This window comes from Caldibacillus thermoamylovorans, from assembly GCF_000751775.1.
In the GTDB taxonomy this organism is placed as follows: Bacteria; Bacillota; Bacilli; order Bacillales; family Caldibacillaceae; genus Caldifermentibacillus; species Caldifermentibacillus hisashii.
In genome coordinates, this window is the sequence record NZ_CCRF01000006.1 from 36,619 (window position 1) to 58,476 (window position 21,858).

The 21,858-nt window shown below is 37.9% G+C and carries 38 protein-coding genes and 1 pseudogene; 37 read left to right on the forward strand and 2 right to left on the reverse strand.

The annotated features are described in order from the left end of the window. Positions 1-11 precede the first annotated feature (11 nt). From rplD to rpsI (BT1A1_RS17595), 36 genes are all read left to right on the forward strand, one after another. A complete protein-coding gene (gene rplD / locus BT1A1_RS00615) occupies positions 12-635 on the forward strand; it encodes a 50S ribosomal protein L4 (RefSeq protein WP_034767023.1) in 624 nt (207 codons plus the stop codon). Further along, on the forward strand, positions 635-919 hold the full coding sequence (rplW, locus tag BT1A1_RS00620; RefSeq protein WP_034767030.1) for a 50S ribosomal protein L23: 285 nt from the start codon (positions 635-637) through the stop codon (positions 917-919). Before rplD ends, rplW begins: the two co-directional genes overlap by 1 nt. 24 nt (positions 920-943) lie before the next feature. Beyond that, entirely contained in the window at positions 944-1,774 is an 831-nt protein-coding gene (gene rplB, locus BT1A1_RS00625; RefSeq protein WP_034767031.1) for a 50S ribosomal protein L2, read from the forward strand. Positions 1,775-1,834: 60 nt separating this feature from the next. Beyond that, positions 1,835-2,113, forward strand: a complete 279-nt coding sequence (gene rpsS / locus BT1A1_RS00630) for a 30S ribosomal protein S19 (protein ID WP_034767032.1) — start codon at positions 1,835-1,837, stop codon at positions 2,111-2,113. Between the two features lie 18 nt (positions 2,114-2,131). Continuing rightward, positions 2,132-2,473: a 50S ribosomal protein L22 gene (gene rplV, locus BT1A1_RS00635; protein WP_034767033.1), complete on the forward strand. Its 342-nt coding sequence runs from the start codon at positions 2,132-2,134 to the stop codon at positions 2,471-2,473. Positions 2,474-2,476: 3 nt separating this feature from the next. Then, positions 2,477-3,133, forward strand: coding sequence for a 30S ribosomal protein S3 (gene rpsC, locus BT1A1_RS00640; RefSeq protein WP_034767034.1), 657 nt, complete (start codon positions 2,477-2,479; stop codon positions 3,131-3,133). Between the two features lie 2 nt (positions 3,134-3,135). Further along, positions 3,136-3,570, forward strand: a complete 435-nt coding sequence (gene rplP / locus BT1A1_RS00645; protein WP_034767035.1) for a 50S ribosomal protein L16 — start codon at positions 3,136-3,138, stop codon at positions 3,568-3,570. Next, entirely contained in the window at positions 3,560-3,760 is a 201-nt protein-coding gene (gene rpmC / locus BT1A1_RS00650) for a 50S ribosomal protein L29 (protein ID WP_034767036.1), read from the forward strand. The genes rplP and rpmC overlap by 11 nt, the downstream gene beginning before the upstream one ends. Before the next feature lie 21 nt (positions 3,761-3,781). After that, positions 3,782-4,045 (forward strand): 30S ribosomal protein S17, encoded by a 264-nt coding sequence (gene rpsQ / locus BT1A1_RS00655; RefSeq protein WP_034767038.1) that lies wholly within the window; start codon positions 3,782-3,784, stop codon positions 4,043-4,045. 41 nt (positions 4,046-4,086) lie between these two features. After that, positions 4,087-4,455, forward strand: coding sequence for a 50S ribosomal protein L14 (gene rplN / locus BT1A1_RS00660; RefSeq protein ID WP_034767040.1), 369 nt, complete (start codon positions 4,087-4,089; stop codon positions 4,453-4,455). Between the two features lie 38 nt (positions 4,456-4,493). Further along, positions 4,494-4,805 carry a 50S ribosomal protein L24 gene (gene rplX / locus BT1A1_RS00665; protein WP_034767042.1) on the forward strand — a complete coding sequence of 104 codons (312 nt, stop codon included), beginning with the start codon at positions 4,494-4,496 and terminating at the stop codon, positions 4,803-4,805. 28 nt (positions 4,806-4,833) lie between these two features. Beyond that, complete coding sequence (rplE, locus tag BT1A1_RS00670) at positions 4,834-5,373, forward strand: 50S ribosomal protein L5 (protein ID WP_034767044.1); 540 nt, start codon at positions 4,834-4,836, stop codon at positions 5,371-5,373. 20 nt (positions 5,374-5,393) lie between these two features. Then, positions 5,394-5,579, forward strand: coding sequence for a type Z 30S ribosomal protein S14 (locus BT1A1_RS00675; RefSeq protein WP_034767047.1), 186 nt, complete (start codon positions 5,394-5,396; stop codon positions 5,577-5,579). A 27-nt stretch (positions 5,580-5,606) separates the two neighbouring features. After that, positions 5,607-6,005 (forward strand): 30S ribosomal protein S8, encoded by a 399-nt coding sequence (gene rpsH / locus BT1A1_RS00680; RefSeq protein ID WP_034767049.1) that lies wholly within the window; start codon positions 5,607-5,609, stop codon positions 6,003-6,005. Positions 6,006-6,032: 27 nt separating this feature from the next. Further along, positions 6,033-6,569, forward strand: coding sequence for a 50S ribosomal protein L6 (gene rplF / locus BT1A1_RS00685; protein WP_034767051.1), 537 nt, complete (start codon positions 6,033-6,035; stop codon positions 6,567-6,569). A 30-nt stretch (positions 6,570-6,599) separates the two neighbouring features. Continuing rightward, the gene (rplR, locus tag BT1A1_RS00690) at positions 6,600-6,962 is read left to right on the forward strand and encodes a 50S ribosomal protein L18 (protein WP_034767053.1); all 363 of its coding nucleotides are present in this window, start codon (positions 6,600-6,602) and stop codon (positions 6,960-6,962) included. 21 nt (positions 6,963-6,983) lie between these two features. Further along, positions 6,984-7,484, forward strand: a complete 501-nt coding sequence (gene rpsE / locus BT1A1_RS00695) for a 30S ribosomal protein S5 (protein WP_034767056.1) — start codon at positions 6,984-6,986, stop codon at positions 7,482-7,484. A 13-nt stretch (positions 7,485-7,497) separates the two neighbouring features. Further along, entirely contained in the window at positions 7,498-7,677 is a 180-nt protein-coding gene (gene rpmD, locus BT1A1_RS00700; protein ID WP_034767059.1) for a 50S ribosomal protein L30, read from the forward strand. Positions 7,678-7,707: 30 nt separating this feature from the next. Further along, on the forward strand, positions 7,708-8,148 hold the full coding sequence (gene rplO, locus BT1A1_RS00705; RefSeq protein ID WP_034767061.1) for a 50S ribosomal protein L15: 441 nt from the start codon (positions 7,708-7,710) through the stop codon (positions 8,146-8,148). Further along, complete coding sequence (gene secY, locus BT1A1_RS00710) at positions 8,148-9,440, forward strand: preprotein translocase subunit SecY (protein WP_041846752.1); 1,293 nt, start codon at positions 8,148-8,150, stop codon at positions 9,438-9,440. Before rplO ends, secY begins: the two co-directional genes overlap by 1 nt. 62 nt (positions 9,441-9,502) lie before the next feature. Beyond that, a complete protein-coding gene (locus tag BT1A1_RS00715) occupies positions 9,503-10,153 on the forward strand; it encodes an adenylate kinase (protein WP_034767063.1) in 651 nt (216 codons plus the stop codon). 144 nt (positions 10,154-10,297) lie between these two features. Then, positions 10,298-10,603 carry a KOW domain-containing RNA-binding protein gene (locus BT1A1_RS00720; protein ID WP_034767065.1) on the forward strand — a complete coding sequence of 102 codons (306 nt, stop codon included), beginning with the start codon at positions 10,298-10,300 and terminating at the stop codon, positions 10,601-10,603. Next, on the forward strand, positions 10,603-10,821 hold the full coding sequence (gene infA, locus BT1A1_RS00725; RefSeq protein ID WP_010191517.1) for a translation initiation factor IF-1: 219 nt from the start codon (positions 10,603-10,605) through the stop codon (positions 10,819-10,821). Before BT1A1_RS00720 ends, infA begins: the two co-directional genes overlap by 1 nt. Positions 10,822-10,854: 33 nt before the next feature. Beyond that, positions 10,855-10,968, forward strand: a complete 114-nt coding sequence (gene rpmJ, locus BT1A1_RS00730; protein WP_003156543.1) for a 50S ribosomal protein L36 — start codon at positions 10,855-10,857, stop codon at positions 10,966-10,968. Positions 10,969-10,987: 19 nt separating this feature from the next. Beyond that, positions 10,988-11,353 carry a 30S ribosomal protein S13 gene (rpsM, locus tag BT1A1_RS00735; RefSeq protein ID WP_034767071.1) on the forward strand — a complete coding sequence of 122 codons (366 nt, stop codon included), beginning with the start codon at positions 10,988-10,990 and terminating at the stop codon, positions 11,351-11,353. 22 nt (positions 11,354-11,375) lie between these two features. Beyond that, positions 11,376-11,765 carry a 30S ribosomal protein S11 gene (gene rpsK, locus BT1A1_RS00740; RefSeq protein WP_034767073.1) on the forward strand — a complete coding sequence of 130 codons (390 nt, stop codon included), beginning with the start codon at positions 11,376-11,378 and terminating at the stop codon, positions 11,763-11,765. Between the two features lie 171 nt (positions 11,766-11,936). Further along, positions 11,937-12,881, forward strand: coding sequence for a DNA-directed RNA polymerase subunit alpha (locus BT1A1_RS00745; protein WP_034767075.1), 945 nt, complete (start codon positions 11,937-11,939; stop codon positions 12,879-12,881). Between the two features lie 49 nt (positions 12,882-12,930). After that, entirely contained in the window at positions 12,931-13,296 is a 366-nt protein-coding gene (gene rplQ, locus BT1A1_RS00750) for a 50S ribosomal protein L17 (RefSeq protein WP_034767077.1), read from the forward strand. A 639-nt stretch (positions 13,297-13,935) separates the two neighbouring features. Further along, positions 13,936-14,775 carry an energy-coupling factor ABC transporter ATP-binding protein gene (locus tag BT1A1_RS00760; protein WP_034767082.1) on the forward strand — a complete coding sequence of 280 codons (840 nt, stop codon included), beginning with the start codon at positions 13,936-13,938 and terminating at the stop codon, positions 14,773-14,775. Further along, positions 14,751-15,620: an energy-coupling factor ABC transporter ATP-binding protein gene (locus BT1A1_RS00765; protein ID WP_034767084.1), complete on the forward strand. Its 870-nt coding sequence runs from the start codon at positions 14,751-14,753 to the stop codon at positions 15,618-15,620. Before BT1A1_RS00760 ends, BT1A1_RS00765 begins: the two co-directional genes overlap by 25 nt. After that, on the forward strand, positions 15,617-16,411 hold the full coding sequence (locus tag BT1A1_RS00770) for an energy-coupling factor transporter transmembrane component T family protein (protein WP_034767086.1): 795 nt from the start codon (positions 15,617-15,619) through the stop codon (positions 16,409-16,411). Before BT1A1_RS00765 ends, BT1A1_RS00770 begins: the two co-directional genes overlap by 4 nt. Positions 16,412-16,504: 93 nt before the next feature. Further along, entirely contained in the window at positions 16,505-17,242 is a 738-nt protein-coding gene (gene truA / locus BT1A1_RS00775) for a tRNA pseudouridine(38-40) synthase TruA (protein ID WP_034767089.1), read from the forward strand. Between the two features lie 188 nt (positions 17,243-17,430). Next, a complete protein-coding gene (gene rplM / locus BT1A1_RS00780; RefSeq protein ID WP_034767091.1) occupies positions 17,431-17,868 on the forward strand; it encodes a 50S ribosomal protein L13 in 438 nt (145 codons plus the stop codon). A gap of 20 nt (positions 17,869-17,888) precedes the next feature. Further along, complete coding sequence (rpsI, locus tag BT1A1_RS00785; protein ID WP_034767092.1) at positions 17,889-18,281, forward strand: 30S ribosomal protein S9; 393 nt, start codon at positions 17,889-17,891, stop codon at positions 18,279-18,281. Positions 18,282-18,707: 426 nt separating this feature from the next. Further along, the gene (locus BT1A1_RS00790) at positions 18,708-19,268 is read left to right on the forward strand and encodes a stage II sporulation protein M (RefSeq protein ID WP_231553249.1); all 561 of its coding nucleotides are present in this window, start codon (positions 18,708-18,710) and stop codon (positions 19,266-19,268) included. Positions 19,269-19,572: 304 nt separating this feature from the next. Then, positions 19,573-19,662 (forward strand): 30S ribosomal protein S9, encoded by a 90-nt coding sequence (gene rpsI / locus BT1A1_RS17595; RefSeq protein WP_072012621.1) that lies wholly within the window; start codon positions 19,573-19,575, stop codon positions 19,660-19,662. 194 nt (positions 19,663-19,856) lie between these two features. Here rpsI (BT1A1_RS17595) and BT1A1_RS19395 read toward each other — a convergent pair whose 3' ends face one another. Together BT1A1_RS19395 and BT1A1_RS18310 are read right to left on the reverse strand one after the other, a co-directional pair. After that, positions 19,857-20,144, reverse strand: coding sequence for a tyrosine-type recombinase/integrase (locus tag BT1A1_RS19395; protein ID WP_034767094.1), 288 nt, complete (start codon positions 20,142-20,144; stop codon positions 19,857-19,859). 5 nt (positions 20,145-20,149) lie between these two features. Further along, on the reverse strand, positions 20,150-20,314 hold the full coding sequence (locus BT1A1_RS18310; RefSeq protein WP_156103128.1) for a site-specific integrase: 165 nt from the start codon (positions 20,312-20,314) through the stop codon (positions 20,150-20,152). Between the two features lie 1,293 nt (positions 20,315-21,607). Here BT1A1_RS18310 and BT1A1_RS19130 point away from each other — a divergent pair. Continuing rightward, positions 21,608-21,858: pseudogene (locus tag BT1A1_RS19130) on the forward strand (MBL fold metallo-hydrolase); the annotation flags it as partial.

Here is a 21,858-nt window from a genome sequence, read left to right on the forward strand (position 1 = left end):
AGGACATAGGAATGCCAAAAGTAACTGTGTATAACCAAGCCGGATCACAAGTCGGAGAAATCGAACTGAATGATTCCGTATTTGGTATTGAACCGAATAAACATGTCATGTCAGAAGTGATCATTAGTTTGCGAGCTTCTCAGAGACAAGGAACTGCAAAAGTAAAAAATCGTTCCGAAGTTCGCGGCGGTGGTCGTAAACCATGGAGACAAAAAGGAACAGGCCGTGCTCGTCAAGGCTCAATTCGCGCACCTCAATGGCGTGGGGGTGGTACAGTATTTGGCCCAGTACCGCGTAGTTATGCATATAAACTTCCGAAAAAGGTGCGTCGCTTAGCATTAAAATCGGCTTTATCAACAAAAGTACAAGAAAACAATATTGTGATACTTGATCAATTAACATTTGAAGCACCAAAGACAAAAGATTTTGTAACTGTTCTAAAAAATCTGTCAGTGGATACAAAAGCACTTATTGTAACAAGTGATACTAATGAAAATGCAGTATTATCTGCGCGAAATATCCCTGGTGTAAAAGTTGTCAGCTCAAATGCGGTTAATGTATTAGATATTATTGGCCATGAAAAGTTAATCATGACAGAAGATGCTGCCAGAAAAGTAGAGGAGGTGCTAGCATAATGGATGCACGTGATGTAATCAAGCGCCCCGTCATTACTGAACGCTCTATGAACGATTTGAACGATAGAAAATATACATTTGAAGTAGATGTCAGAGCGAATAAAACCCAAGTAAAACAAGCCGTTGAAGAAATTTTCGGTGTTAAAGTAGAAAAAGTTAACATTATGAACTACAAAGGTAAGTTCAAAAGAATGGGCAGATATACCGGTTTTACAAATAAACGTAGAAAAGCAATTGTCAAATTAACGGAAGATAGTCAAGAGATTGAAATCTTTCAAGCTTAAGTAATTGAAAAGGAGGGAAAATAAATGGCGATTAAACATTATAAACCTACCTCAAATGGTCGGCGTAATATGACGGTTTCCGATTTTGCGGAAATTACTACAGATAAACCGGAAAAATCATTGTTACGTCCGTTAAACAAAAAGGCAGGCCGTAATAACCAAGGTAAGTTAACTGTTCGTCACCAAGGCGGTGGACATAAACGCCAATACCGTGTGATTGATTTTAAACGTAACAAAGATGGCATACTCGGACGCGTTGCCACTATTGAATATGATCCGAATCGATCTGCAAATATCGCCTTAATCCATTATCATGATGGAGAAAAAAGATATATTCTTGCACCAAAAGGATTAGAAGTCGGAATGGATATTGAATCCGGTCCGGATGCGGATATTAAAGTTGGAAATGCTCTACCTTTGGCAAACATTCCGGTTGGTACCGTAATTCATAACATTGAATTAAAACCCGGAAAAGGCGGTCAATTAGTTCGTTCTGCCGGAGCAAGTGCACAAGTGCTCGGTAAAGAAGGCAAATATGTACTAGTTCGCTTAACATCCGGTGAAGTTCGTATGGTTCTTGGTACTTGCCGTGCAACAGTCGGTCAAGTTGGAAATGAACAACATGAACTTATAAATATCGGTAAAGCAGGTCGTTCCCGCTGGTTAGGCAAACGCCCAACTGTACGCGGATCTGTAATGAACCCGAATGACCATCCACACGGTGGTGGTGAAGGTAAAGCTCCTGTTGGACGTAAATCTCCAATGACTCCTTGGGGTAAACCTGCACTTGGATATAAAACTCGTAAGAAAAATAATAAGTCAGATAAGTTTATCGTACGTCGTCGTAAAAAATAAAATGATTTGGCTACGGTTCGATGATAGAACCGTAGGGCAATTAAGAAGGGAGGTTCAAACATGGGTCGTAGCTTAAAAAAGGGTCCTTTTGCAGATGAACATCTTCTGAAAAAAGTAGATGTATTAAATGAAAGTGGTAAAAAACAAGTAATTAAAACATGGTCTCGTCGTTCAACGATTTTCCCGTCATTTGTAGGGCATACGATTGCAGTATATGATGGACGTAAACATGTACCGGTTTACATTACCGAAGATATGGTGGGTCATAAACTTGGTGAATTTGCACCAACTCGTACTTATAAAGGCCATGCCGGTGATGATAAGAAAACAAGACGTTAATGAGAGGAGGGCAAATCCATGGAAGCTAAAGCTGTTGCTAGAACAGTTCGTATTGCACCTCGTAAAGCTCGCTTAGTCGTTGATCTAATTCGAGGAAAACAAGTCGGTGAAGCAATTTCTATTTTAAAATTCACACCTAAAGCTGCATCCCCAATCGTTGAAAAAGTATTAAATTCTGCTATTGCGAATGCTGAACATAACTACGAAATGGATGTAAACAATTTAGTTGTTTCAAAAGCATATGTTGACGAAGGTCCGACATTGAAACGTTTCCGTCCGCGTGCACAAGGACGTGCTTCACAAATTAATAAACGTACTAGCCATATTACAATTGTGCTATCAGAAAAAAAGGAGGGATAATGAGTGGGTCAAAAAGTTAATCCTATCGGTTTGCGTGTCGGGATTATTCGTGATTGGGAATCCAAATGGTACGCAGATAAAGATTATGCAGAACTATTACATGAAGATATTAAAATTCGTGAATATATTTATAATCGCCTCAAAGATGCTGCAGTATCCGGCGTTGAAATTGAACGTGCGGCAAACCGTGTAAATATTACCATCCATACAGCGAAACCGGGAATGGTCATCGGTAAAGGTGGTTCCGAAGTTGAAGCATTACGAAAAGCGTTAAATGCAATTACGGGTAAAAAGGTGCATATTAACATTGTTGAAATTAAAAAGGCAGATCTTGATGCAAAACTGGTTGCTGAAAATATTGCACGTCAATTAGAAAACCGTGTTTCATTCCGTCGTGCGCAAAAACAAGCAATTCAAAGAACGATGCGTGCAGGTGCAAAAGGTATCAGAACAATGGTATCCGGACGTCTTGGCGGAGCTGATATTGCACGTGCCGAACACTATAGTGAAGGAACGGTGCCACTTCATACTTTACGTGCAGACATCGATTATGCACATGCAGAAGCGGATACAACTTACGGTAAACTTGGTGTAAAAGTTTGGATCTATCGTGGTGAAGTTCTTCCTGCGAAGAAAAATTCCGAGGAAGGAGGAAAATAATAATGTTAATGCCTAAACGTGTAAAATATCGTCGTGAACATCGTGGGAAAATGCGTGGCCGTGCGAAAGGCGGTACTGAAGTTGCGTTCGGTGAATACGGCCTGCAAGCACTTGAAGCTTCATGGATTACAAACCGTCAAATTGAAGCAGCACGTATTGCGATGACTCGTTATATGAAACGTGGCGGTAAAGTTTGGATTAAAATTTTTCCGCATAAACCATATACTGCAAAACCGCTTGAAGTTCGGATGGGTTCCGGTAAAGGTGCTCCTGAAGGCTGGGTGGCAGTTGTAAAACCTGGTAAAATATTGTTTGAAATTGCCGGAGTTTCTGAAGAAGTTGCTCGTGAGGCATTGCGTCTAGCATCTCATAAACTTCCGATTAAATGTAAGTTTGTAAAAAGAGAAGAAATTGGTGGTGAAGTAAATGAAAGCTAAAGAAATTCGTGATTTAACCACTACCGAAATTGAACAAAAAATTAAGTCGTTAAAAGAAGAACTTTTCAATCTTCGCTTCCAATTGGCGACCGGTCAACTTGAAAATACTGCTCGTATAAGGGAAGTACGTAAATCCATTGCACGTATGAAAACTGTCATCCGTGAAAGAGAGATCGGCATTAACAACTAATACTAGGGAGGAGGTAAGGTAATGAGTGAACGCAACCAACGTAAAGTTTATACAGGGCGTGTTGTTTCAGATAAAATGGATAAAACCATTACCGTTTTAGTTGAAACATATAAAAAACATCCTCTTTATGGTAAACGCGTGAAATATTCGAAAAAATTTAAAGCCCATGATGAGTTGAACGAAGCAAAAGTTGGCGATATTGTTCAAATCATGGAAACTCGTCCGCTTTCTGCAACAAAACGTTTTCGTTTAGTAAAAGTTGTTGAAAAAGCTGTTATTATTTAATTTCCAATAGAACGTATTGTTTCCGAAGGGAGGTTTCATTTATGATTCAACAAGAAACTCGTTTGAAAGTTGCTGATAATTCAGGAGCACGCGAAGTCTTAACGATTAAAGTATTAGGCGGATCCGGCCGTAAATATGCGAATATCGGTGACGTGATTGTCGCAACTGTTAAACAAGCAACACCAGGAGGCGTTGTTAAAAAAGGTGATGTAGTTAAAGCAGTTGTTGTACGTACAAAACGTGGTGTACGGCGCAGTGACGGTACTTATATCCGTTTTGATGAAAATGCTTGTGTCATAATCCGTGACGATAAAAGCCCGCGCGGCACCCGTATTTTTGGACCTGTTGCACGTGAACTTCGTGATAACAACTTTATGAAGATCGTCTCACTTGCTCCGGAAGTTCTTTAATTTTAAAAAGATTTATGCCTTTTAAGGAGGTGCGAATGATGCATGTAAAAAAAGGTGATAAAGTGATGGTTATTTCCGGTAAAGATAAAGGCAAGACAGGTATTGTTTTAGCCGCCTATCCTAAAAAAGACCGGGTGATTGTAGAAAATGTAAATATTGTTAAAAAGCATGCAAAACCATCTCAAGATAATCCTCAAGGTGGAATTATAAACATGGAAGCTGCCATTCATGTTTCTAACGTTATGCCGATTGATCCTAAGACCGGTGAACCAACTCGTGTTGGTTATCAAGTAATAGATGGTAAAAAAGTACGTATTGCCAAAAAATCAGGTGCGGTATTAGATAAATAATTCGTGGTGAAGAAAGGAGGTACACATGATGAACCGCCTAAAAGAAAAATATATAAAAGAAATCGTTCCAAGTTTAATGAGTAAATTTAACTATAAATCTGTCATGCAAGTTCCTAAACTTGAAAAAATTGTTGTCAATATGGGTGTTGGAGATGCCGTTCAAAACTCAAAAGCATTGGATAATGCTGTAGAGGAATTAACACTAATTACCGGTCAAAAACCGGTAGTAACCAGAGCGAAAAAATCAATCGCAGGATTCCGTCTTCGTGAAGGAATGCCGATTGGCGCCAAAGTTACTCTTCGTGGTGAACGGATGTATGATTTTCTTGATAAATTAGTTTCTGTTTCATTACCTCGTGTACGTGATTTCCGTGGAGTTTCAAAAAATGCGTTTGACGGTCGCGGTAATTACACTCTAGGGATTAAAGAACAATTAATTTTCCCTGAAATTGATTATGATAAAGTTGCCAAAGTACGCGGTATGGACATTGTTATTGTTACAACTGCAAATACTGATGAAGAATCTCGTGAGCTATTAACTCAATTAGGAATGCCGTTCAAAAAGTAATCGAAAAAGGAGGCGAAACCGTGGCTAAAAAATCAATGATTGTGAAACAAAAACGTCAACCAAAATTTAAAGTTCAAGAATATACACGCTGTGAACGTTGTGGCCGTCCACATTCCGTATATCGCAAATTTAAATTATGCCGTATTTGTTTCCGTGAATTAGCTTATAAAGGTCAAATTCCTGGTGTTAAAAAAGCAAGTTGGTAAAACCCGTTTCGAAAGGAGGTAAATGGTATGGTAATGACAGATCCAATTGCAGATTTATTAACTCGTATTCGTAATGCGAATATGGTACGTCACGATAGTTTAGAAGTATCTGCTTCGAAAATTAAAAAAGAAATTGCAGAAATTTTGAAACGTGAAGGATTCGTTCGTGATGTTGAATATATCGATGACAACAAACAAGGGATCATTCGTATTTTCTTAAAATACGGTCCAAACAACGAACGTGTTATAACCGGTCTAAAGCGTATAAGCAAACCTGGCTTACGTGTGTACGCAAAAGCTGATGAAGTACCAAAAGTATTGAACGGATTAGGTATTGCTATTATCTCAACATCATCAGGTGTAATTACGGATAAAGAAGCGCGTGCACGTAAAGTAGGCGGAGAAGTTTTAGCATACGTTTGGTAATCTAGGTATGAATGGAGGTGTATTTTAATGTCACGTATCGGTAAAAAACCTATCGAAGTTCCTGCAGGTGTCACGGTGACACTTAACGGAAATAGAGTAACTGTAAAAGGACCTAAAGGGGAATTAAGCAGAGAGTTTAATAAAGACATAACGATCACTGTTGAAGATAATGTTGTAACCGTCACTCGTCCATCTGATTCCAAAGAACATCGGACAGTTCACGGTACTACCCGTGCAATCCTTGCAAATATGGTTGAAGGAGTTTCAAAAGGTTTTGAAAAATCTCTTGAACTGATTGGGGTTGGATATCGGGCACAAAAACAAGGGAATAAACTTGTTTTAAGTGTTGGTTATTCTCATCCTGTAGAGATCACTCCGGAAAATGGGCTTGAAATTGATGTTCCATCCAATACCCAAATCGTTGTGAAAGGTATTGACAAGGAACAAGTTGGGGCATTAGCGGCAAATATTAGAGATGTCCGTCCGCCTGAACCATATAAAGGTAAAGGTATTCGCTATGTTGGTGAATATGTCCGTCGAAAAGAAGGTAAGACTGGTAAATAAGGATAAACGTTTTAGAAGGGAGTGACACACATGATTATAAAACCTGATAAAAATGCGGTTCGCAGAAAAAGACATACACGCATTCGTGCAAAAATATCCGGTACTCCTGAACGTCCGAGACTCACTGTCTTTCGTTCAAACAAACATATTTATGCACAATTAATCGATGATACGAAGGGTGTAACTGTAGCAAGTGCATCAACTTTAGATAAGGAAATTAATTTAGAATCAACCAGCAATATTGAAGCAGCTGCAAAAGTAGGCGAGTTGGTGGCTAAACGTGCGTTAGAAAAAGGTTATAAGTCGGTTGTTTTTGATCGTAGTGGTTATCTGTATCATGGTCGGATTCAAGCTTTAGCAGATTCAGCACGGGAAACCGGTCTGGAATTTTAATAGAAAAAGGAGGGAAAATTTATGCGTCGTATTGATCCATCAAAACTTGAACTTGAAGAACGTGTAGTTACTGTTAACCGCGTGGCTAAAGTTGTTAAAGGTGGTCGCCGCTTCCGTTTCACAGCGCTTGTTGTTGTAGGTGACAAGAATGGCCATGTAGGATTTGGAACAGGGAAAGCTCAAGAAGTTCCGGATGCAATTCGTAAAGCAGTAGAAGATGCTAAGAAAAACTTAGTGGAAGTTCCTCGCGTTGGTACTACCATTCCTCATGAGGTAATCGGAAACTTCGGAGCTGGAAAAATTCTTTTGAAGCCTGCTCATGAAGGTACCGGAGTTATCGCAGGCGGTCCTGTACGTGCCGTGCTAGAACTAGCTGGAATTTCTGATATTTTATCAAAATCACTAGGATCTAACACACCAATTAATATGGTACGAGCTACAATGGACGGAATTCATCAATTAAAACGTGCTGAGGACGTAGCGAAATTACGTAATAAATCAGTTGAAGAATTGTTAGGATAAGGAGGGAAATCAGATGGCTAAAACTTTAGAAATTACCCTCACCAAAAGCCTTATTGGTCGTCCAAAAGACCAGAGAGAGACTGTTAAAGCATTGGGTTTACGCAAAATGCATCAAACGGTTGTAAAAGAAGATAATGCTGCGATTCGCGGTATGATTAATAAAGTGTCACATTTAGTTTCGGTAAAAGAATAATAATTGCGTTTTAACAAAGGAGGTGCCAACATGAAACTACATGAATTGCAATTGAACGAAGGATCCCGTAAAAGTCGGAAACGTGTCGGTCGCGGTACTGGTAGCGGTCACGGAAAAACAAGTACACGTGGTCAAAAAGGTCAAAATGCTCGTTCAGGCGGTGGTGTCCGTTTAGGTTTTGAAGGTGGACAAATGCCGTTATTCCAACGTTTACCAAAACGTGGGTTTACAAACATCAATCGGAAAGAATATGCAGTTGTAAACTTAGATGCCTTAAATCGTTTTGAGGATGGAACTGAAGTAACACCTGAGCTCTTACTTGAAACCGGCGTTGTAAGCAATCAAAAATCCGGAATCAAGATTTTAGCAAAAGGAACCGTTGAGAAAAAGTTAACCGTTAAGGCTCATAAATTTTCCGCTGCTGCAAAAGAAGCAATTGAAGCTGCAGGTGGCAAAACCGAGGTGGTTTGATGTTCCGGACATTCTCCAATTTTATGCGTGTACGAGACATAAGAAATAAAATTATTTTTACCTTGTTGATGTTAATCATCTTCAGAATTGGCACATTCATTCCTGTACCGGGGGTTAATGCCGAGGCATTAAACTTTGGATCACAAGCAAATGCATTTGGTGTATTGAATATCTTTGGCGGTGGAGCGTTAAAAAACTTCTCTATTTTAGCGATGGGGATTATGCCCTATATTACTGCTTCTATCATTATGCAGTTATTACAAATGGATGTTGTTCCAAAGTTGACGGAATGGTCAAAACAGGGTGAAGTCGGCCGTAAAAAAATAGCCCAAGTTACCCGTTACGCTACAATAATTCTTGGTTTCATTCAAGCTTTGGGAATGTCTTACGGTTTTAATGCATATGTTGGTGGACTTTTGATAGAAGATAATTCAGTCGCAAATCATCTCTTGATTGCACTTGTACTGACAGCCGGCACTGCCTTTTTACTTTGGTTGGGCGAATTGATTACCGCAAAAGGTGTAGGAAATGGTATATCCATTATCATTTTTGCCGGTATCGTTTCTGCTTTCCCGTCAATGATTAATCAAATCTATGCTTCTCAATTTGAAAATGCCGGTGAGCAATTATTTATCCGTATTTTGATTGCGTTGCTACTAGTTTTCTTAATTTTAGCGATCGTTGTTGGTGTTATTTTTATCCAACAAGCAGTACGGAAAATACCAATTCAATATGCAAAAAGAGTGGCCGGGCAAAATACAGTTGGCGGTAATTCCTCTCATATTCCGCTGAAGGTAAATTCTGCAGGGGTTATCCCAATTATTTTCGCTGTATCATTCTTAATTACACCACCGACAATTGCATCTTTTTTTGGTGATAATAAGGTAACGCGATGGATTACCGAATGGTTTAATTATTCCCATCCGTTTGGAATGAGCATTTACGTAATTTTAATTATTGCATTTACGTATTTTTATGCGTTTATTCAAGTGAACCCTGAACAACTGGCAGATAATTTAAAGAAACAGGGCGCATACGTACCCGGACATAGACCCGGTAAACAAACCCAAGATTACTTTACAGGTGTTTTATATCGTCTCACCTTTGTAGGTTCGATCTTCCTGGCAATTGTTGCGATTTTACCTGTTATTTTCACGGGAATCGGGAATTTACCGTCCAGTGTTCGAATTGGCGGAACAAGTTTATTGATCGTTATTGGTGTTGCTCTTGAAACGACGAAACAGCTTGAGGCACAACTTGTCAAACGTCATTATAAAGGGTTTTTAAAATAGGATAGGGTTTAGGAACGTCCATCCAGGAGTTCCTATAATCCTAAACTTTAGGGGGAATTCAAGTGAATTTAATTTTAATGGGTTTGCCTGGTGCCGGTAAGGGGACTCAAGCAGAAAAAATTGTTCAAAAATATCAAATCCCTCATATTTCAACAGGTGATATGTTTCGTCAAGCAATAAAAGATGGAACAGAACTAGGCTTAAAGGCAAAATCCTATATGGATAAAGGTGAATTGGTTCCAGATGAAGTTACGGTTGGCATTGTAAGAGAACGCTTATCAAAATCGGATTGCCAAGCCGGTTTTTTACTCGACGGATTTCCGAGAACTGTCCAACAAGCAGAAAGCCTTGATCAAATATTGAATGATTTAAATAAAAAAATCGATTATTGCATTCACATTAACGTTGATAAAAATATATTGATGGAACGTTTGACAGGTCGCCGTATCTGTAAATCATGCGGGGCAACCTATCACCTTGTATTTAACCCGCCGCAAGTGGCAAATACATGCGACAAATGTGGTGGCGAGCTTTACCAACGTCCGGATGATCATGCAGAAACCGTACAAAACCGCTTGGATGTCAATGTAAAACAAATGAAGCCGTTACTTGATTTTTATGCCTCTAAAGATGTGCTAAAAACCATTAATGGTGTCCAAGAAATTAATAAAGTTTTTGAAGAGATTGATAAGCTGCTTGCCGGTTTAAAATAAAATACTTTTAGCCATAATGTTGATAGAATATTTTTGTTAACTTTTTTCTCCGTTGGCAAAAATTTTTTCGTGATTTATTAGGAGAATCATTGTATAATGTTTATTTGTGTATAGTATTCTGTTTCCCTTAAGCAGGTGGTTTCTATGGAGAATAGGTATCCTGCACATATTGGTCGAATTGTCTGTGAAACCAGAGGGAGAAACGCTGGTGTTTTCTCTGTCATTGTAGGTCAAATCGACAATAAACTTGTATTAATTGCGGATGGGGATAAGCGAAAGTTTGATCGTCCCAAGAAGAAAAATATAAATCATTTACATTTATACAATTATGTTTCCCCTGAAGTAAAAAACAGTATTTTACAAACAGGTCGGGTAACTGACGGAAAACTGCGATATGCCTTGCATACATTCCGGTCATTTTACTTGGCTCGCGAGGAGGGAACACATTAATGGCCAAAGACGACGTGATTGAAGTCGAAGGTACTGTCATTGAAACTTTGCCGAATGCAATGTTCAAAGTTGAGTTGGAAAATGGGCATACGGTACTTGCTCATGTTTCCGGTAAGATTCGTATGCACTTCATTCGGATTTTGCCGGGTGATAAAGTTACTGTTGAATTATCACCTTATGATTTAACGAGAGGAAGAATTACTTATCGTTTTAAATAAGGTACTCCGAAAAGTTAAGGAGGTAAAAAGCAAATGAAAGTGAGACCATCTGTAAAACCTATTTGCGAAAAATGTAAAGTTATTCGCAGAAAAGGAAAAGTTATGGTAATTTGTGAAAATCCTAAACATAAACAAAAACAAGGATAATTAAAGGAGGTGCTCAAGTATGGCACGTATTGCAGGTGTAGATATTCCAAGAGATAAACGCATCGTCATTTCTTTAACATATATCTACGGTATTGGTAAATCAACTGCTCAAAAAATCTTAGCAGAAGCCGGTGTTTCTGAAGACACTAGAGTTCGTGACCTCACAGAAGAGGAAATTAATAAAATTCGTGACCTGGTAGACAGATTAAAAGTTGAAGGTGACCTTCGCCGTGAAGTATCCTTAAACATCAAACGTTTAATGGAAATCGGTTCATACCGTGGATTACGTCATCGTCGCGGATTGCCTGTACGTGGACAAAATACGAAGAACAATGCTCGTACACGTAAAGGTCCACGTAAGACAGTCGCTAATAAGAAAAAATAATAGGTAAAGGAGGTTTTGTAAAATGGCTCGTAAAACAAATACACGTAAACGTCGTGTGAAAAAGAATATAGAATCAGGTGTAGCACATATTCGTTCTACATTTAATAATACAATCGTTACAATTACGGATATTCATGGGAATGCAGTTTCTTGGTCAAGTGCCGGTGCCCTTGGTTTCAAAGGCTCTCGTAAATCCACTCCATTTGCTGCACAAATGGCAGCTGAGGCAGCAGCAAAAGCATCAATGGAACACGGAATGAGATCTTTAGAAGTAAATGTTAAAGGTCCAGGGGCAGGTCGTGAAGCAGCAATCCGTGCACTGCAGGCTGCAGGTCTCGAAGTTACAGCTATTAAGGATGTGACTCCGGTACCTCATAACGGTTGCCGTCCGCCAAAACGTCGTCGTGTATAATTTTTGTGTATAGAAATCGTATCGCCCGTCTATAATGGGTTATGATACAGTAAACAAATTTTTAGAAAACCAAAATGTTGTGCACAAACGGGAATACTTTACAGGGGGAATTTCGGTTAGAATATATTATTCTTGCCGGGGTTTCGACGTTTTGAAGGAGGGTAAATTTGAATGATCGAAATTGAAAAACCGATAATTGAAACAGTTGAGATCAGCGATGACGCCAAGTACGGAAAGTTTGTAGTCGAGCCGCTTGAGCGTGGATATGGTACAACTTTGGGTAACTCCTTACGTCGTATCCTGCTATCCTCACTTCCTGGTGCCGCTGTCACATCTATTCAAATAGATGGAGTGCTACATGAGTTTTCAACTATTGAAGGCGTCGTGGAGGATGTAACTACAATCATCTTGAATTTAAAAAAATTAGCGTTAAAAATTTATTCCGATGAAGAAAAAACGCTTGAAATCGACATGAGTGGTGCGGGAGTTGTAACAGCAGCTGATATTAATCATGATAGTGATGTTGAAATTTTAAATCCTGATTTATACATTGCCGAATTAGCAGCAAACGGGAAACTACGGATGCGTTTAACAGCCAAAAATGGGCGCGGCTATACGGTTGCCGATGATAATAAACGAGAAGATCAACCAATTGGTGTGATTCCAATTGATTCGATTTATACTCCTGTTTCAAAAGTTTCTTATTTTGTTGAGAATACGCGTATTGGTCAATCAGCGGATTATGATAAATTAACGTTAGAAGTTTGGACAGATGGGAGTATTGGTCCAAAAGAGGCTATCTCCTTGGCTGCAAAAATTATGATGGAGCATTTGAATATTTTTGTTGACTTAACAGATGAGGCACAGCATGCTGAAATTATGGTAGAAAAAGAGGAAGACCAAAAAGAGAAAGTGCTTGAAATGACCATTGAAGAACTTGATCTTTCGGTTCGTTCTTATAACTGTCTAAAACGTGCAGGAATTAACACTGTTCAGGAATTAGCGAATAAAACAGAAGAAGATATGATGAAAGTTCGTAACCTTGGACGAAAATCTTTAGAAGAAGTAAAGGCAAAATTAGAAGAACTCGGTTTGTCCTTACGTAAGGACGATTAATGAAAACCGGTAATTTGAAGGAATTTACTTCAAAAAGGAGGGAAACAACATGGGCTACAGAAAATTAGGACGTACAAGCGATCAGCGTAAAGCTTTGTTACGTGACTTAGCAACTGATCTTATTATTAATGAACGCATTCAAACGACTGAAACTCGTGCGAAAGAATTACGTTCCGTTATTGAAAAATTAGTTACTTTAGGTAAACGCGGAGATCTTCATGCACGTCGTCAAGCAGCTGCCTTCGTTCGTAAAGAAGTTGCAGATGATGAATCAAATAAAGATGCGTTACAAAAATTATTCTCAGATATTGCACCTCGTTATGAGGATCGACAAGGTGGATATACAAGAATTCTTAAAGTGGGACCTCGCCGTGGTGATAGTGCACCGATGGCCATTATTGAATTCGTTGACTAATTGAATGATGTTGTTTTATGGAGATTTTCCTCATGTTAACAACATATGCAAAGAGGGCAGTAAGGGATTGTACTGAATTCTGCCCTTTTTCCATAAATAATTTGTACTCAAAAAGGATTGACGGGAAATTTCTTGAATCGTATTTATTTTGGCTTAAAATATTGTATGTTAAGCATATATTTTTTAGTAAATTTATTTTTGGATGCGGTTCATCAAGATCCTGTTTTGAAAAATTGAGTTTAACGGATGATACTGAAAAAAAGCGAGTGTTACGATAAAGGGAAAAGTCCTTTGTCTAGCTCTGGTACCCTTTCTAATTACGGATACATTTTATAATCTTACGCTGTAAAAAACTTAAAAGAATAATGGTTCGTTTGAGCAATATGACTGCGCATGGAAAGGGTGCAGGCTTTTTTTTATACATGAAGTATAAATATTCAACAGGGCTTCGACAAGGTTGGAAATTTTTAGAGGACGTAAGCGCATAAGGAAACTTTTGTAAATTTACCTTTAACTCTTTATAATAGAATGAATTTACTGTACTGAAAAATTAGTTGGTTAAATTGAACATTTTCCATTATAATGTTTTTAGCTAAGTCAGTTAGACTGGCTTTTGTATTCCGAGGTGAAATGAAATCCATGGCTAAAGAAATTGTACGGTTCCAAGATGTTACGTTTAAATATGATGAAAATGCCTCTTATGCATTAAACGGTGTCAATTTTTCGGTGTATGAAGGTGAATGGCTGGCGATTGTCGGTCATAACGGATCAGGAAAATCGACCATTGCGAAATTGATGAATGGTCTTATATTTCCCGATTCCGGATCGATTTATGTGAATGGAAAAGAAATCTCTGAAGAAACGGTTTGGGATGTTCGTGATTTGGTTGGGATGGTTTTTCAAAACCCGGATAATCAGTTTGTTGGTACTACAGTTCAAGATGATGTTGCTTTTGGTTTAGAAAATCACGGGATTCCGCGAGAGGAAATGGTGAAACGTGTCCATGACTCACTTGCGAAAGTAAAGATGGACCAATTTCTTAATCAAGAGCCACACCATCTTTCCGGGGGGCAAAAGCAAAGAGTTGCAATTGCCAGTGTTTTAGCATTAAGACCGGCTATTATTATCCTTGATGAGGCGACTTCAATGCTTGATCCGAGGGGAAGAAGTGAAGTACTGGGAACCGTAAGAGAATTGAAAAACCTTAACAATTTAACAATTATTTCGATTACCCATGATTTAGAGGAAGCAGTGAAAGCGGACAGGCTAATTGTCATGAATCGCGGAACTGTTTATGCAGAAGGAACACCTGCGGATATTTTCTTAATGGATGAAAAATTAGTTGAACTGGGGCTGGATATTCCTTTTACTCAAAAACTGATAAAAAAGTTTAAGGAAAATGGATACCATATACCGGATGAAATTCTACATGAAGACAAGTTGGTGGACTATTTATGCAAATTGTTACAAAAGATTTAGAGTATGTTTATCAAAAAGGAACACCATTTGAAAAACGGGCGCTCTTTCATATCAATGTTACGATTCCTTCCCATAGTTACACAGCAGTCATCGGTCATACCGGTTCGGGGAAATCAACCTTATTACAACATTTGAATGGATTATTGCAACCGACAGGAGGAGAAATCCGGATTGGTGATTTGACGGTAACTTCTGAAAAAAAGGGAAAGGGCTTAAAGGGAATCAGGCAAAAAGTCGGTATTGTGTTCCAATTTCCTGAACACCAGCTTTTTGAAGAAACAGTTGAAAAGGATATTTGTTTTGGACCTATGAATTTTGGGGCAACCGAGGAAGAGGCAAGACAACAGGCAAAAACGGCGCTAAAATTAGTGGGTTTGTCGGAAGAACTCCTAAACAAGTCCCCCTTTGACCTTTCCGGTGGTCAAATGCGGAGGGTGGCCATTGCCGGTGTCCTTGCGATGAATCCGGATATTCTTGTTTTGGATGAACCAACTGCGGGGCTTGATCCCCGGGGACGAACGGAAATTATGGAAATGTTTTACCAACTTTATCAGGAAAAAGGGATTTCGATTGTTCTTGTCACCCATAGTATGGAGGAAGCCTCGAAATATGCTGATTCAATTATTATTATGCATAAAGGAACGGTCTATAAAAAGGGGACACCAAAGGAAATATTCTCATCACCGGCTGAATTAATTGATTTAGGTTTAGATGTACCGGAATCGGTTCGTTTTCAATTGAAACTGGAGGATAAAATTGGAAAGGAAATTGCCGAACCGAGCTTATCTATCGATGAGCTGGTTGAAAATATATTTGCTTATATAAAGCGGGTGAACGAGAAATGATGGAGAAAATGATTTTCGGCCGGTATATACCAGTTGATTCACCATTACATAAAATGGATCCCCGTGCGAAGTTATTAACAATAATCATATTCATTGCTGTTGTTTTTCTGGCTGATAATACGTTGACATATGGATTATTGGCGATTTTTACCTTAGCGGCAATATGGCTATCAAATATCCCGATTAAATTTTTATTTAACGGTTTAAAATTTTTGTTTTGGATTATTTTATTCACGTTCTTTTTGCATATATTTTTCACGAAGGAAGGGGATCTCTTATATAAATTTGGTTTTATCGAAATTTATCAAGGAGGTCTGCGTCAGGGGATTTTTATTTCCCTCCGCTTCTTCTTTTTATTACTCGTAACTTCTTTATTAACTTTGACGACAACACCGATTGAAATAACAGACGGGATTGAAAGTTTACTGAAACCTTTGAAGAAAGTAGGTTTTCCTGTTCATGAATTATCACTGATGATTTCCATTGCTCTTCGTTTTATTCCAACATTAATGGATGAAACAGATAAAATAATGAAAGCACAAATGGCCCGTGGGGTTGATTTTTCAGAAGGTACCATTAAACAACGGGCAAAAGCGGTCGTACCTCTATTAATTCCGCTCTTCATTAATGCATTCAAACGGGCGGAAGAGTTAGCTACAGCAATGGAAGCGAGAGGCTATCGCGGTGGCGAAGGAAGGACGAAATATCGTCTGCTAAAATGGGGGATGATTGACAATATCGCCATACTAACTTTATTCATTTTGACAATTCTATTACTTTTACTTCGCTAGAGTTCTTCTTTAGCGGTACAAAAGCAGGACTTTGCGCTTTTCTTATTAAAAATTAGCTCGTGTAAAACTAATGGAGACTCGGAGATTATTAGAATGAAAAGATTGAAATGTGTCATCGCCTATGATGGAACTCATTTTGAGGGATATCAAAGACAACCGGAAAAACGAACGATTCAAGGTGAGGTTGAAAAAGTACTGATGAAAATGCATAAAGGGGAAATGATTCCGATTTTTGCTTCAGGACGAACTGATGCCCATGTACATGCGAAGGGGCAAGTCATCCATTTCGACAGTCCTCTTGAAATTCCTGAAGACCGCTGGAAAATTGCATTAAATACATTACTTCCTTCTGATATTGTTGTTGTAACAACCGAGGAAGTACCGTCTGATTTTCACGCTCGTTTTTCCGTTAAAGGGAAAGAATATCATTATTATATTTCATTAAAAAAAGATCGGGACCCTTTTATGAGAAATTATTATTACCATTTCCCACATCCCCTTCATTTTCAAAAAATGGAAAAAGCCGCAAAATATTTAGTCGGAACCTATGATTTTACCAGCTTTTGTTCAGCGAAAACAGAAGTAAAAGACCGGATTCGTACGATTGAAAGCTTAACCCTTATTCAAGAAGGGGACCAACTGATTATAAAAATAAAAGGGACCGGATTTTTGTACAATATGGTAAGAATTATTGTTGGTACATTGCTGGAGGTTGGCACAGGGAAACGAGAGCCGGAAGAAATTCCGCGAATTATAGAAGCAAAGGACAGAATGCAAGCAGGAAAAACCGTACCTGGGCATGGTTTGTACTTATATAAAGTTTACTATTAAATAGGACAGCCGGAATTGGGAGCCCCATTTATTGCCACATACTTTTAGTAACGAAATTAAGTACATTACCTTGACAGCAAGGTTCAGAACCGTTATTATATCATATGGTACATTGTTTTTTCCATGATAAGCCCCGGAAACTTATTATGTTGAATATAAACAATTGATGGATATTAGGAGGGTAATCAATGCGTACGACTTATATGGCTAAGCCACAAGAAATTGAACGCAAATGGTACGTTGTTGATGCTGCCGGTCAAACGCTTGGACGTTTGGCAAGTGAAGTAGCATCGATTTTACGCGGTAAACATAAACCAACTTATACACCGCATGTAGATACTGGTGATCATGTCATTATTATTAATGCAGAGAAAATTGAATTAACAGGAAACAAATTAGCTGATAAAAAATATTATCGTCATAGTCAGCATCCAGGTGGGTTGAAAGTTCGGACCGCTGATGAAATGCGTACGAACTATCCAGAAAGAATGCTTGAATTGGCTGTGAAAGGCATGCTTCCGAAAAACTCTTTAGGACGTCAAATGTTTAAAAAATTACATGTATATCGTGGCCCGGAACATCCACATCAAGCACAAAAACCTGAAAACTACGAGTTGCGCGGTTAATCTAGAGGAGGGAAATCATTTTGGCAAAAGTACAATATTACGGAACGGGTCGTCGCAAAAGTTCTGTTGCACGTGTTCGATTAGTTCCTGGTGATGGTCGTATCGTTATTAATGATCGTGATATTGAAGAATATATTCCTTTTGCAGCATTGCGTGAAGTTGTTAAACAACCGCTTGTTGCAACGGAAACAGTTGGTCGTTATGATGTATTAGTAAATGTAAATGGCGGCGGTTATACCGGTCAAGCTGGAGCCATTCGTCACGGGATTGCTCGTGCATTGCTTCAAGCAGATCCGGAATATCGCGCTGTTCTAAAACGTGCCGGCTTCTTAACACGCGACGCCCGCATGAAAGAACGTAAAAAGTATGGTCTTAAAGGCGCTCGTCGTGCTCCACAATTTTCAAAACGTTAATATCGTTATTATATCAACGTTTACAGCCTCTTCCCGTGAGAAACGGGAAGGGTTTTTCATTTAAAAAATAGAGCTGAATACCCCTTGAATACCCTTTGGTTAAAAATCGAGAAAATCATTAATGGTATCTGCTGCACTTTCTTTCATAACATCCGAAACGTGCGTATAGATATTCATCGTGGTTTGTATATCTTGGCTCATTTGCATCGGTGTTATTTAAAGAATTTGGTTTGCCACCAATAATAGTCGATATATCATGTTCTGTGCTAATAAAGTTGTTTGCTTTGAGTAAAGTTCTATACTAAAACCGATTGCGACTCCTCCGCAATACGAATGGGACCATATAGTTGAGTAAGTTGCCAGAGTGAGGTGGTTAAAATACAGAATGTAGTTAACAAAAGCGTATTTAAAAGATCGATTAATTTTTTGATATTTGCCGTAGCAATAACAATCGTTGCAACGGTAATAACCTACATAATCAATCCAAGTTTGGAGGAACTAACCAAAGAAGTAGGAAATAATCTACCTGATCAAGTGAAAGAATCTAAAGGGATAAAAAAGGTCTGGTCATTTATCGTTAATAATGGATTTATAGTGCCTTTACAAATGTTTTTCTTGGCTTTAATTCCAATACAATTTCTATATCTATTGAATATAATTTCAACTGTTGCTCTTACTGGAATTCTTTTCGGTATTGCTTTACAGGCAAATTTTAAAAAGGGTCTTGGCATAATCATTTCTGCTATTCCTCATTATATCTTTGAGGTTTTTGCTTTTTGTTTATTTGCAGCAGTTCTGTTCAAGTTAAATCAAGTCGTTCGAGATAAAGTAAGAAGTGTATTTAAGAAAGACAAAGCAGGAACGTCTCTAATTAAAAATGTATTGGGGACAGTAAAGATTTACGCTGTTTTAATTTTACCAATCATTATTATGGCTGCATTTCTGGAAACCTACATAGCTGATATTATATTTAGCTTATTTGAGTAGTAGTTTTCAGCAATCGGGCGCGATCGTATTATAAGGTCAATCAGAATTTATTCTCTGATTGACCATTTTTAATTTTTGATACTCAACTTTATATTTCTTTTTTGTATTTCTTCTGACATTGTTCCTGATTACTTGTTTTCGATTTCTGCATAAAGCGATTGAGAAGTAATAGAGTCTTTATACATATGGTCCCGCCAGCATTTAAATTTTGAATACCCTTTGAATACCCCTTGGCGCAATTCAATGAAATCTTGTGAAATTGAAACTTACTAAATATATTGATACATATGGAGTTTTGCATTAAATGATGTGCCGTGAAAACCCAAAAATTAAAGAACGTAAAAAATACGGTCTTAAAGGTGCTCGTCGTGCTCCACAATTTACAAAACGTTAAAACCCTGTCATATCAAGGGTTACGCCCATTTGGTATATATTCCAAATGGGCGTTTTCATAGAAAAAACAGCTAAAAAGGCGAAAGTAAATGTAAATTGAATGTAACTTTTTCAAAAAGAAATTAAGCATTTCGCTTATGGTCTGTTTTAACCCTATTTTTTGGTTGGGCATGTGCTTTTTATGACTGGAATAATTTACGTTAACTCAGCACTTTCATTTTTGACGGTATCTTTCCGTGCATGTCCTAATCTTTGCTGAATGTCTTTCATTCTTGCCCCGGATGCGAACAACATAGAAGCATGGGTATGCCGCAACCCGTGAACCCAGATATTTTTCAATTTGAATTTCTTGCAGGCGAAATGAAGTCGCTCGTTCAGATGCGCAAGCCGTATTAGTTTCAGGTCGCTTGGACGCGGAAACAGAAATTTCTCGATTTTGGGATTACCATGATCTTCCCGTAGTTGTTTGTTCAGCTTTTTCAACTTTATCAGAACTCCAACGTTTCAACATCAAGACTAATTGTACGCACTGAATTCTTCGTTTTCGGACGTAGCAATAGATATTCCTCGTTGATCCAAACAAGGTTCTTCCCACCGATTGGTAGAAAAAAATCATCTACAAAAGTTAATTGATATTCTGTATTTTTGTACATCGTAACAGCCTCCAAGTGCAAGGTTTTTTACGTGTTTCCTATAAAATCCTTACACTTTATATTCGACAATAGTAGCCGAAATCCTTGTCAAGTCTGGAATTTTGCTTATTCAGCAAGCCCTAAGTAGTTACAATTTTATTAATCAAAGAGAGGATACTAAGACTAAAGTTACAATAAAATTGCAAAAGATTGTTAGCGGCTAGTAAAAAACTACTGTTTTTCAAATTCCTTTTTAAATTGGATGATTTTCAAATATTTATATAATATAGTGGTCTAAATGCTCTTTATGGATATGATTACTAAAAAAAAGGGAGGTAACTATTTTAAAAGTAAAAAGCCTTTTAGAAAACTGGGGTTATTTGAAGGCTATACCCTTTCAATTGAAATTTCAAAATTAGGAAATCAAATTTTCTATATAGTCGTTCCACTTTATATTTATAAAGAAACTGAATCAGCGTTCCTGATGGGGATGGGATGGTTTTTCAATCGACACCTTATCTGTTAACACCTTGCATTGGGAAGATTATTGATTCTTTTCCTAAAATAACTGTTTTTTAATAGCCGAATTTATACAAGCAGTTAGTGTGTTGCTTTTTCCACTATTGTCAATACTACTCCCTCAAAACTAGTTTAATGCGAACTAAAGAAAATGCAGTGCGGAATTCTTGGTACCTAGGGTTTTCCCATGTTGGAAGAATTGCCGGCCCGGGCATTGCAGGTATACTCATTGCGTTTATCGTGTATTTTCCAACACTAATTTTAGATGAGGTTACTTTTTTAGTTACATTTATCTATGGGCAGCTATTCAGGAGTACTAATTTATCAAAAAGACTTAAGATATGGGGATATTCTTAGTAATCTCTCTAATCCCGCTGATTTTTTTAAATCAGACTTTATCAATAATAGGTTATATTTTAAGTCAGCTGTACGCAACAACTTTAACAACTTTATTTATGACTACATACAAGGAATAATACCTAAAGAATATGTCGGAGGGATTAACACCTTTATAAGAATGGTTTTAATGGGGATGATTCCTGTCTCATCTCTCGTTTTAACAAGTCTTGCTGAGCTATCTTTACAAGAAGTGTAGGTATGGTTGTAGTTATTTCTATTTTCATAGGCAACTTTCTGTGGTCTAATGTCTCTTTTAAGAAAAAAATTTAACTCTGATAAGGCGTTGGGAGGATAATAATTTTATTAAGTTTAAACAGTGAAATTAATGATAATATTAAAAAGGGATTCGTGGTATAAAATAAAAGCTTCTAATCCTACTTTCAATGGGGGAATTACATGGATATACTCACATTTTATGGAACAAGCGATGCCCAAGGTGTACCGAGATTACTATGTAGCTGCCCCGTATGTAAATCGGAGAAGTCATATAATCATCGAACCCGTCCAAGTTGTGAATTTAATATAGATGATAAGAAATTTTTGATTGATATTTCTCCTGATTTTAAGTTCCAATTTCATTTATACAATAATAGTGAAATACCCTCGGCTGTGTTAATCACTCATGCACATAATGATCATATCGCAGG

Excerpts from the sequence above, each read along its gene's own strand:
- rplD (WP_034767023.1), top strand. The coding sequence starts at position 12 with ATGCCAAAAGTAACTGTGTATAACCAAGCCGGATCACAAGTCGGAGAA.
- rplW (WP_034767030.1), top strand. The coding sequence starts at position 635 with ATGGATGCACGTGATGTAATCAAGCGCCCCGTCATTACTGAACGCTCT.
- rplB (WP_034767031.1), top strand. The coding sequence starts at position 944 with ATGGCGATTAAACATTATAAACCTACCTCAAATGGTCGGCGTAATATG.
- rpsS (WP_034767032.1), top strand. The coding sequence starts at position 1,835 with ATGGGTCGTAGCTTAAAAAAGGGTCCTTTTGCAGATGAACATCTTCTG.
- rplV (WP_034767033.1), top strand. The coding sequence starts at position 2,132 with ATGGAAGCTAAAGCTGTTGCTAGAACAGTTCGTATTGCACCTCGTAAA.
- rplP (WP_034767035.1), top strand. The coding sequence starts at position 3,136 with ATGTTAATGCCTAAACGTGTAAAATATCGTCGTGAACATCGTGGGAAA.
- rpmC (WP_034767036.1), top strand. The coding sequence starts at position 3,560 with ATGAAAGCTAAAGAAATTCGTGATTTAACCACTACCGAAATTGAACAA.
- rpsQ (WP_034767038.1), top strand. The coding sequence starts at position 3,782 with ATGAGTGAACGCAACCAACGTAAAGTTTATACAGGGCGTGTTGTTTCA.
- rplN (WP_034767040.1), top strand. The coding sequence starts at position 4,087 with ATGATTCAACAAGAAACTCGTTTGAAAGTTGCTGATAATTCAGGAGCA.
- rplX (WP_034767042.1), top strand. The coding sequence starts at position 4,494 with ATGCATGTAAAAAAAGGTGATAAAGTGATGGTTATTTCCGGTAAAGAT.
- rplE (WP_034767044.1), top strand. The coding sequence starts at position 4,834 with ATGAACCGCCTAAAAGAAAAATATATAAAAGAAATCGTTCCAAGTTTA.
- rpsH (WP_034767049.1), top strand. The coding sequence starts at position 5,607 with ATGGTAATGACAGATCCAATTGCAGATTTATTAACTCGTATTCGTAAT.
- rplF (WP_034767051.1), top strand. The coding sequence starts at position 6,033 with ATGTCACGTATCGGTAAAAAACCTATCGAAGTTCCTGCAGGTGTCACG.
- rplR (WP_034767053.1), top strand. The coding sequence starts at position 6,600 with ATGATTATAAAACCTGATAAAAATGCGGTTCGCAGAAAAAGACATACA.
- rpsE (WP_034767056.1), top strand. The coding sequence starts at position 6,984 with ATGCGTCGTATTGATCCATCAAAACTTGAACTTGAAGAACGTGTAGTT.
- rpmD (WP_034767059.1), top strand. The coding sequence starts at position 7,498 with ATGGCTAAAACTTTAGAAATTACCCTCACCAAAAGCCTTATTGGTCGT.
- rplO (WP_034767061.1), top strand. The coding sequence starts at position 7,708 with ATGAAACTACATGAATTGCAATTGAACGAAGGATCCCGTAAAAGTCGG.
- secY (WP_041846752.1), top strand. The coding sequence starts at position 8,148 with ATGTTCCGGACATTCTCCAATTTTATGCGTGTACGAGACATAAGAAAT.
- BT1A1_RS00720 (WP_034767065.1), top strand. The coding sequence starts at position 10,298 with ATGGAGAATAGGTATCCTGCACATATTGGTCGAATTGTCTGTGAAACC.
- infA (WP_010191517.1), top strand. The coding sequence starts at position 10,603 with ATGGCCAAAGACGACGTGATTGAAGTCGAAGGTACTGTCATTGAAACT.
- rpmJ (WP_003156543.1), top strand. The coding sequence starts at position 10,855 with ATGAAAGTGAGACCATCTGTAAAACCTATTTGCGAAAAATGTAAAGTT.
- rpsM (WP_034767071.1), top strand. The coding sequence starts at position 10,988 with ATGGCACGTATTGCAGGTGTAGATATTCCAAGAGATAAACGCATCGTC.
- rpsK (WP_034767073.1), top strand. The coding sequence starts at position 11,376 with ATGGCTCGTAAAACAAATACACGTAAACGTCGTGTGAAAAAGAATATA.
- BT1A1_RS00745 (WP_034767075.1), top strand. The coding sequence starts at position 11,937 with ATGATCGAAATTGAAAAACCGATAATTGAAACAGTTGAGATCAGCGAT.
- rplQ (WP_034767077.1), top strand. The coding sequence starts at position 12,931 with ATGGGCTACAGAAAATTAGGACGTACAAGCGATCAGCGTAAAGCTTTG.
- BT1A1_RS00760 (WP_034767082.1), top strand. The coding sequence starts at position 13,936 with ATGGCTAAAGAAATTGTACGGTTCCAAGATGTTACGTTTAAATATGAT.
- BT1A1_RS00765 (WP_034767084.1), top strand. The coding sequence starts at position 14,751 with ATGCAAATTGTTACAAAAGATTTAGAGTATGTTTATCAAAAAGGAACA.
- BT1A1_RS00770 (WP_034767086.1), top strand. The coding sequence starts at position 15,617 with ATGATGGAGAAAATGATTTTCGGCCGGTATATACCAGTTGATTCACCA.
- truA (WP_034767089.1), top strand. The coding sequence starts at position 16,505 with ATGAAAAGATTGAAATGTGTCATCGCCTATGATGGAACTCATTTTGAG.
- rplM (WP_034767091.1), top strand. The coding sequence starts at position 17,431 with ATGCGTACGACTTATATGGCTAAGCCACAAGAAATTGAACGCAAATGG.
- rpsI (WP_072012621.1), top strand. The coding sequence starts at position 19,573 with ATGATGTGCCGTGAAAACCCAAAAATTAAAGAACGTAAAAAATACGGT.
- BT1A1_RS18310 (WP_156103128.1), bottom strand. The coding sequence starts at position 20,314 with ATGTACAAAAATACAGAATATCAATTAACTTTTGTAGATGATTTTTTT.